The sequence below is a fragment of the Soehngenia saccharolytica DSM 12858 genome, assembly GCF_059568515.1.
Genome location: NZ_JCANTN010000050.1, coordinates 1 through 7,173, shown reverse-complemented (window position 1 = coordinate 7,173; position 7,173 = coordinate 1). Strand labels below are relative to the sequence as shown.

Here is a 7,173-nt window from a genome sequence, read left to right as displayed (position 1 = left end):
CACTTTCAACTTTTAAATATATCTCAATGAAAGGAAACATCTACTATGACTACAAACAATAGTAATACAAATAACATTAATAAGAAAAAAATCTTTCTCTCAAGTCCCCACATGAGCGATGAAGGATATGAAAAACAATATATCAATGAAGCATTTGAAACAAATTGGGTAGCACCTTTAGGACCAAATGTAGATAACTTTGAAACCGAATTTGCAAGTAAAATAGGTTCCAATCATGCTGCAGCATTATCATCAGGGACTGCTGCGATACACATGGCACTAAAGGCAGCAGGTGTAAAACCAAACGATAAAGTTTTTTGCCAAAGTTCGACTTTTTCTGCTTCAGCAAATCCTATCATATATGAAAATGCTATACCAGTATTTATAGATAGTGATAAAAAAACTTGGAATATAGATCCAAATGTCTTAGAAAAAGCTATAAAAACACATCCAGATGCTAAGTACTTAGTATTAGTTCATTTATACGGTTTGTCTGCCGATTTAGATCCGATAGTAGAACTATGCAATAAACATGAGATAACGTTAATAGAGGATTCAGCAGAAGCTTTAGGGACTAAATACAAGGGGAAATACACTGGCACGTTTGGCAAATTTGGAGTGTTTAGCTTTAATGGAAACAAGATAATTACTACATCAGGTGGAGGAATGCTTGTCTCTGAAGATAAAGAGCGCATAGAAAAAGTAAGGTTTTGGGCAACTCAAAGCAGAGAAAAAGAAAGACATTATGAACACAAAGAATTAGGATATAACTACAGAATGAGCAACATAGTAGCGGGCATTGGGAGAGGACAGCTAAAAGTATTAAATGAAAGAGTAGCAAAAAAGAGATATATTTTTAACTATTATAAAAACAATTTATCAGACCTTGATGGAATTGATTTTATGCCAATGAATGAATGGAACCAACCAAATTGCTGGCTAAGCTGTATAACATTAAGTGGCAAAATAAAACCTATAGATATTATGCTAGCTTTAGAAAAAGAAAATATCGAGTCAAGACCTATATGGAAACCTATGCATATGCAGCCATTTTTCAGTAAATATGATTATGTAGGTGGAAATGTAAGTGAAAACTTATTTACATCTGGAGTTTGTTTACCATCAGATACGAAGATGACTGATGAAGATCTTGATAGAGTATGTAGGATTATAAAGGGGTTGTGGAGCTAAGATGCAAACTGAAACCAAAAAGGATGCTATCATTTCCAACTGTCCAACTGACCAACTGATCATATCAAATAGCATATATAAAAAATTTTTTAAAAGACCTTTAGATTTTTTACTATCTCTCATAGCTTTGATTATACTTAGTCCAATATTGTTAATAACTGCCATATTAGTCAGGATAAAATTAGGCTCACCTATCATCTTTAAACAGCAAAGGCCAGGTTTAAATGAAAAGATTTTCACAATATATAAATTTAGGACAATGACTGATGCAAAAGATGAAAATGGAAATCTTCTTCCTGATAGTGAAAGATTAACTTCATTTGGCAGGTTTTTAAGATCCACCTCAATAGATGAACTCCCAGAGCTAGTCAATATTTTAAAGGGAGATATGAGCATAGTCGGACCTAGACCACTAGCAGTTGAATATTTACCTTTTTACACTAATGAAGAAAGAATGCGACATAAAGTTAGACCAGGTTTAACAGGACTTGCACAGACTAATGGGAGAAATACAATTATATGGGAAGAAAGATTTAAACTCGATACACAATATGTAAATACATTAAGCTTTTCTTTGGACTTATCCATTATATTAAAGACTTTCAGTATTATATTTAAAAGAGAAGGAATAGGTGAGCGAGGGATAGATGCTCCAATAGATTTTAATATATATAGAAAGGAGAAATACAAATGAATATATTAGGAAAGAAAGTTATACTAAGAGCTATGGAATTAGAAGATCAAGAAATGCTGAGAGAAATGATAAATGACCCTGAAATAGAAAAAATGGTAGGAGGTTATTCCATCCCGATCTCAAAATATCAGCAATCATTATGGTATAATTCAAATCAGAACAATTTTAATAATATCCGGCTTATAATTGAAACGGAAGAAGATGGCCCAGTAGGATTCGCAAATATTGTAAATATAGATTGGAAAAACAGATCGGCATTTCATGGAATAAAGATTGCAAATAGTGAATTCAGAACTCGGGGAATTGGCACAGATACAGTAATGGCTATCATGAGGTACTGCTTTGAAGAACTGAATTTAAATAGGTTGGATGGAGCTATCATATCTTATAATGAAGCTTCTAAAAAATTATATTGCGATAAATGCGGGTGGAAAATAGAAGGTATAAAAAGAAAGAATATATTTAAAGGAAATGAATACCATGATGAATTAATCGTGGGGATTTTAAAAGAAGAATATTTAGATTTAGTAAGAAAAAACCATTATTGGGATGAATAAAATGTATAAAGAAATAGGAAGCGAATTTTGGATTAACGAATTAAAATCTTGCACTTCAGGCAGTAAGGGCGAAATATATTTTAGTAAATTTGGGGAATTATATTTTACGAAAAGTGGGAGAGGGGCACTATTGACTATTTTAGATTCAGTAAACATTGAAAATAGAGTAGCATTACTTCCCTCTTATTTATGTGAGTCTATTATAAAACCATTTATAGATAGAAATTTTGAATGTAGATTTTATGATATTAACAAAGAACTGTCTCCAGAATTTAATAATGTAAGACTAGATGATATAGGAATTTTTTTGCATATAGGATATTTTGGGTTTAACACTAATAATAATATTGATTGCATTATAAAGGAATTAAAAGATAATAAGGCAATTATTATAGAAGATGTTACACACAAGCTATTCTCTAGATATATATTGAATGATAATAACGATCTTTACATTGGAAGTATAAGAAAATGGGTAGGCTTACCTTCGGGAGGATTTATTGCTAACACAGGTAAATTAAATATTAATTATAATACATATAATACATATAATAATAAGTCGATGGATGCTTTCGTTGAAAAGAGATTGAAAGCAATGATATTAAAGTCTCAGTATATCAATAATATAAGAGAAATAAATAAAAATTTAATTTTAAATCTTTTTAGAGAAAGTGAAGAAATTTTAGATAATTATTATGATAGCTCAGAAATAGACGATATTTCGTTAGAAATTTTAAATACAATAGATATAGATTTTATCATCAATAAAAGGAAAAAAAATTATTTATACTTACTAAATCATATGGAAAATTTAGAAAATATAGAAGTTATTTTTAAAGAATTAAAAGATGAAATTTGTCCATTTTTTTTCCCAATCTATGTAAAGAATGATAGAGATAAATTAAGAGAAAAGCTAATAAAAGAGAATATATATTGCCCTATTCATTGGGGAAAACCTTTAATTCTAAATAATAAAGAAATGCAATCCAAATATATATATGACCATATTTTATCAATACCTTGTGATCAGAGATATGGTATAGATGAAATGAAAAAAATAGTGGAGGTAATTTCAAATAATTAATATGCTAAAAATATGCTCACTAGATAATAAAACTGAATGGGATAATATAGTTAAGAGTTTTAATGATTACGATATTTATTATTTATCCGGTTATGCTAAACTTTATTTTTTACATGGCGATGGGATTCCATTGTTAATATATTTTAATAATGATAAGGTAAAAGCAATAAATGTTGTATTAAAAAGAGATATCACAGAATCACAATATTTTTATGGATATATTGAAAAAAATATATATTTTGATTTTATTACTCCATATGGATATGGTGGTTTTATTATTGAAAACCAAAATAATGAAGAGCAGCAAATAAATGAAGTAGATATTATCGAATTAAAGGAAGAATATGAAGGTTTTTGTCAAGAGAATAATATAATTAGTGAATTTGTTAGATTTCATCCGTTGATACGTAACTACAGATATATGAGCTTATTATATGATTTAACAAAAATTGGCAATACTATTTCAGTTGATTTAACCGATGCTGATAATTTATGGGCAAATTTTTCGAGTAAAAATAGAAATATGTGCAGAAAAGCTATAAAGAATGGTGTAAAAATAGAGCATTCTAGTGATAAAGTAATTATTGAAGAATTCATATCTTTATATAATAAAACGATGGATAGGGATAATGCCGATAAGTATTATTATTTTGATAAAAATTATTACTATACATTATTTAATGAATTTGGTAAAAATGCAGAGATATTTTATGCATTATATAATGAAAGAATTATTAGTGCCGCAATAATTTTTTATACCAATAAATATATGCATTATCACCTTTCAGGGTCAGCTTCTTCTTTTAAACACTTAGCGCCTACGAATTTGTTATTATATGAAGTAGCTCTATGGGGGCATAAAATGGGATTTGAAGTCTTCCATCTTGGAGGTGGTGTCGGAGGATCTGAAGACAATTTATATAAATTTAAGAAATCATTCAATAGAAATGAAGATAATCCATTTTATATCGGGAAGAAAATTTATAATAAAAGTATTTATGAGAAATTAGTGAATATAAGAATGAAAGAAAGTACTTTTGATAAAGAAAGCAATTTTTTCCCTCTATATAGATCTGAATAAATGAAAAAACTAGAAATAATAAATAATAGTTATTTATAATGCAAATGGAAAATTATTATCTTCAGAAGAAAGATAATAATTTGTGATAAAAAAAACAAGAGAGGACTCTGAAAAATCTATTTATCAGGAACTTATCATATATATCTGGATTATCTAGACAATTTCCAAGATTTATATTGTATGTATTGCAAGTTAATCTTTAATGGGTATATTAGGATAGAAATCATTAATGTAAATTGAGTTATTTTTTTAATAATTGACTATAAATTAACAATTTATAGATAATATATTTAAGGGGGACTAGATATGTTTAAAAAATTTACAAATGGCTGTGTTGCATTAGTGAACAAGTACTTACCCGACCCATTTTTATTTGCAATCATATTAAATGCAATAGTCTTTATAGCTGCAATCATATTTACAGGGCAAGGTCCACTAACTATGGTAAAACATTGGGGCAATGGATTTTGGAGTTTGCTATTGTTCTCCATGCAAATGGTTTTGGTATTAGTATTTGGGAGTGCAATGGCTCAAGCTCCACTTTTTAAAAATCTACTAAAAAAGATAGCTTCATTTGCAAAAACACCAGGTTCAGCAATATTGATCACCACCTTTATAGCAACCCTAGCTTGTTGGATTAATTGGGGATTTGGATTAATTATCGGAGCTTTGTTAGCAAGAGAAATGGCTAAGCAAGTAGAAGGCGTAGACTATAGATTGTTAATCGCTTCAGCTTATTCAGGATTTTTAGTCTGGCATGGAGGATTATCTGGTCTATACCACTAACTATAGCTAGTGAAACAGGACTAATAGCAACTGGGGGAGCATTATCAGCCCCTATACCAACTAGTGAAACTATTTTTTCACCATTAAATTTAACAATAGTCATATCCATACTCATACTTATGCCAATAGTAACTAGAGCTATGCATCCTACTCCTGACAAAACTGTTACAATAGATCCCAGTCTATTACATGATGAACCACTAAAAAAATATGAAATAAAGACCCCAGCTGACAAATTAGAACACAGTAAAATATTGTGGCTGATATTATTAGCATTTGTATTTATTTATATCGTTTATTATTTTAATGAAAATGGTTTTAACTTAAGTCTAGACATAGTCAATATGATATTTTTATTTGTAGGTATATTACTTCATGGTGATTTAAGAAGATATATTGATGTAATATCTGAAGCAACAGCTGGTGCTTCTGGTATAATACTTCAGTTTCCATTTTATGCTGGTATAATGGGCATGATGACAGGAGCTGTAGAAGGCACAACTTCACTGGCTGGAGTGATTTCGACAGCTTTCGTAAATATATCCAATGAACATACTTTTCCTCTGTTCACTTTTTTAAGTGCTGGTATAGTTAATATATTTGTACCTTCAGGTGGAGGACAATGGGCGGTACAAGGGCCAATAATGATGCCGGCTGGCGTTAAACTAGGAGTTCCAGCAGCTAAAACAGCAATGGCAATTGCATGGGGCGATGCATGGACAAATATGATTCAGCCTTTCTGGGCATTGCCAGCATTGGGTATAGCAGGACTTGGCGCAAGAGATATAATGGGATATTGTATTGTAACTTTGCTGCTAAGTGGAGTAATAGCAACTGCTGCATTTTTATTGATATGATATAATTATTTTCTAACCCTGGAAATTTCCAGGGTTTTTTTGTGAGTATGTATTGTATGTTACCAAATAAAATGCTATAATTTAATCATTCAACAAACGAATAAAGAAATGGTGAAACTAATGGATAATAAAAACGGAACTACCTTTTTCACTCCAACATTAAAATACAAAGAGATGATGCTTTTAGAGTACATAGAACAAAACCCAGACACAACTCAAAAAGAGTTGGGGAAAATAATTGGATCGGCAGCATCCATGATAAATCTCTATTTAGATGAAGAAGAAGCTAAAGGATATTTAAAAAGAGAGTATTTAAGCTCAAAAACTGTAAAATATCATATAACAGCAAAAGGGAAAAAGAGAAAAAACTATTTAAATATTTCATACATGCAAGAGCTCATAAACCACTATAAGCTCGCCAAAAAAGAACTCGAAGACTTTCTATTAAATGCAACTAAAAAAGGACACCATAACATAATACTATATGGTGCAGGAGAAGTATGTGAAATTATCTTAACCACACTTAAAAACTCATCAAGACTTGACATCTCCATCCCTGCGATAATAGACGATGACTTAGAAAAAAGAGGAAAGACTATAGAAAATATCCCAATCATCTCAAAAACAGACTTAGATAAATATCCGCATGATGCGATTTTTATATCTAGCTATACATTCGAAGAGCAGATAGCAAAAGAACTTAAAAATATAGGATACGAAGATGGTAGGATAATTAAGTTTTTTGATGGGAGAAAGTAGGGGAGAGGAAAGCTGAAGGTAGAAAGTGGAAAGTGGAAAGCAGAAGATAGAAAGCAGAAAGGTGAAGGTTTAAAGTTGGACAGAAGACAGGAAAAGAATTAAGCAAAAGCTGAAAGTGGAAGGTTGAAAGCGGAAAGGGGAAAACCTTATTGGAGAATTTGTTG

At 30.3% G+C, this 7,173-nt stretch carries 6 protein-coding genes and 1 pseudogene; all 7 read left to right on the top strand.

The annotated features are described in order from the left end of the window. Positions 1-45: 45 nt before the first annotated feature. The 7 genes and pseudogenes from BO51_RS09765 (at position 46) to BO51_RS09735 (ending at position 7,009) form a co-directional block, all read left to right on the top strand. On the top strand, positions 46-1,191 hold the full coding sequence (locus BO51_RS09765) for a DegT/DnrJ/EryC1/StrS family aminotransferase (protein ID WP_496486216.1): 1,146 nt from the start codon (positions 46-48) through the stop codon (positions 1,189-1,191). Between the two features lies 1 nt (position 1,192). Continuing rightward, positions 1,193-1,885 (top strand): sugar transferase, encoded by a 693-nt coding sequence (locus tag BO51_RS09760; RefSeq protein WP_496486214.1) that lies wholly within the window; start codon positions 1,193-1,195, stop codon positions 1,883-1,885. Beyond that, the gene (locus BO51_RS09755; protein ID WP_496486212.1) at positions 1,882-2,442 is read left to right on the top strand and encodes a GNAT family N-acetyltransferase; all 561 of its coding nucleotides are present in this window, start codon (positions 1,882-1,884) and stop codon (positions 2,440-2,442) included. Before BO51_RS09760 ends, BO51_RS09755 begins: the two co-directional genes overlap by 4 nt. 1 nt (position 2,443) lies before the next feature. Further along, positions 2,444-3,526, top strand: a complete 1,083-nt coding sequence (locus BO51_RS09750; RefSeq protein WP_496486210.1) for a hypothetical protein — start codon at positions 2,444-2,446, stop codon at positions 3,524-3,526. 1 nt (position 3,527) lies between these two features. Beyond that, positions 3,528-4,607 carry a lipid II:glycine glycyltransferase FemX gene (locus tag BO51_RS09745; protein WP_496486208.1) on the top strand — a complete coding sequence of 360 codons (1,080 nt, stop codon included), beginning with the start codon at positions 3,528-3,530 and terminating at the stop codon, positions 4,605-4,607. Positions 4,608-4,913: 306 nt separating this feature from the next. Next, positions 4,914-6,250 (top strand): annotated as a pseudogene (locus BO51_RS09740) (short-chain fatty acid transporter). A gap of 120 nt (positions 6,251-6,370) precedes the next feature. Next, complete coding sequence (locus tag BO51_RS09735) at positions 6,371-7,009, top strand: hypothetical protein (RefSeq protein WP_496486206.1); 639 nt, start codon at positions 6,371-6,373, stop codon at positions 7,007-7,009. The last annotated feature ends 164 nt before the right edge of the window (positions 7,010-7,173 follow it).

Coding starts and splice junctions, on each gene's coding strand:
- BO51_RS09735 (WP_496486206.1), top strand. CDS start 6,371: ATGGATAATAAAAACGGAACTACCTTTTTCACTCCAACATTAAAATAC.
- BO51_RS09760 (WP_496486214.1), top strand. CDS start 1,193: ATGCAAACTGAAACCAAAAAGGATGCTATCATTTCCAACTGTCCAACT.
- BO51_RS09755 (WP_496486212.1), top strand. CDS start 1,882: ATGAATATATTAGGAAAGAAAGTTATACTAAGAGCTATGGAATTAGAA.
- BO51_RS09750 (WP_496486210.1), top strand. CDS start 2,444: ATGTATAAAGAAATAGGAAGCGAATTTTGGATTAACGAATTAAAATCT.
- BO51_RS09745 (WP_496486208.1), top strand. CDS start 3,528: ATGCTAAAAATATGCTCACTAGATAATAAAACTGAATGGGATAATATA.
- BO51_RS09765 (WP_496486216.1), top strand. CDS start 46: ATGACTACAAACAATAGTAATACAAATAACATTAATAAGAAAAAAATC.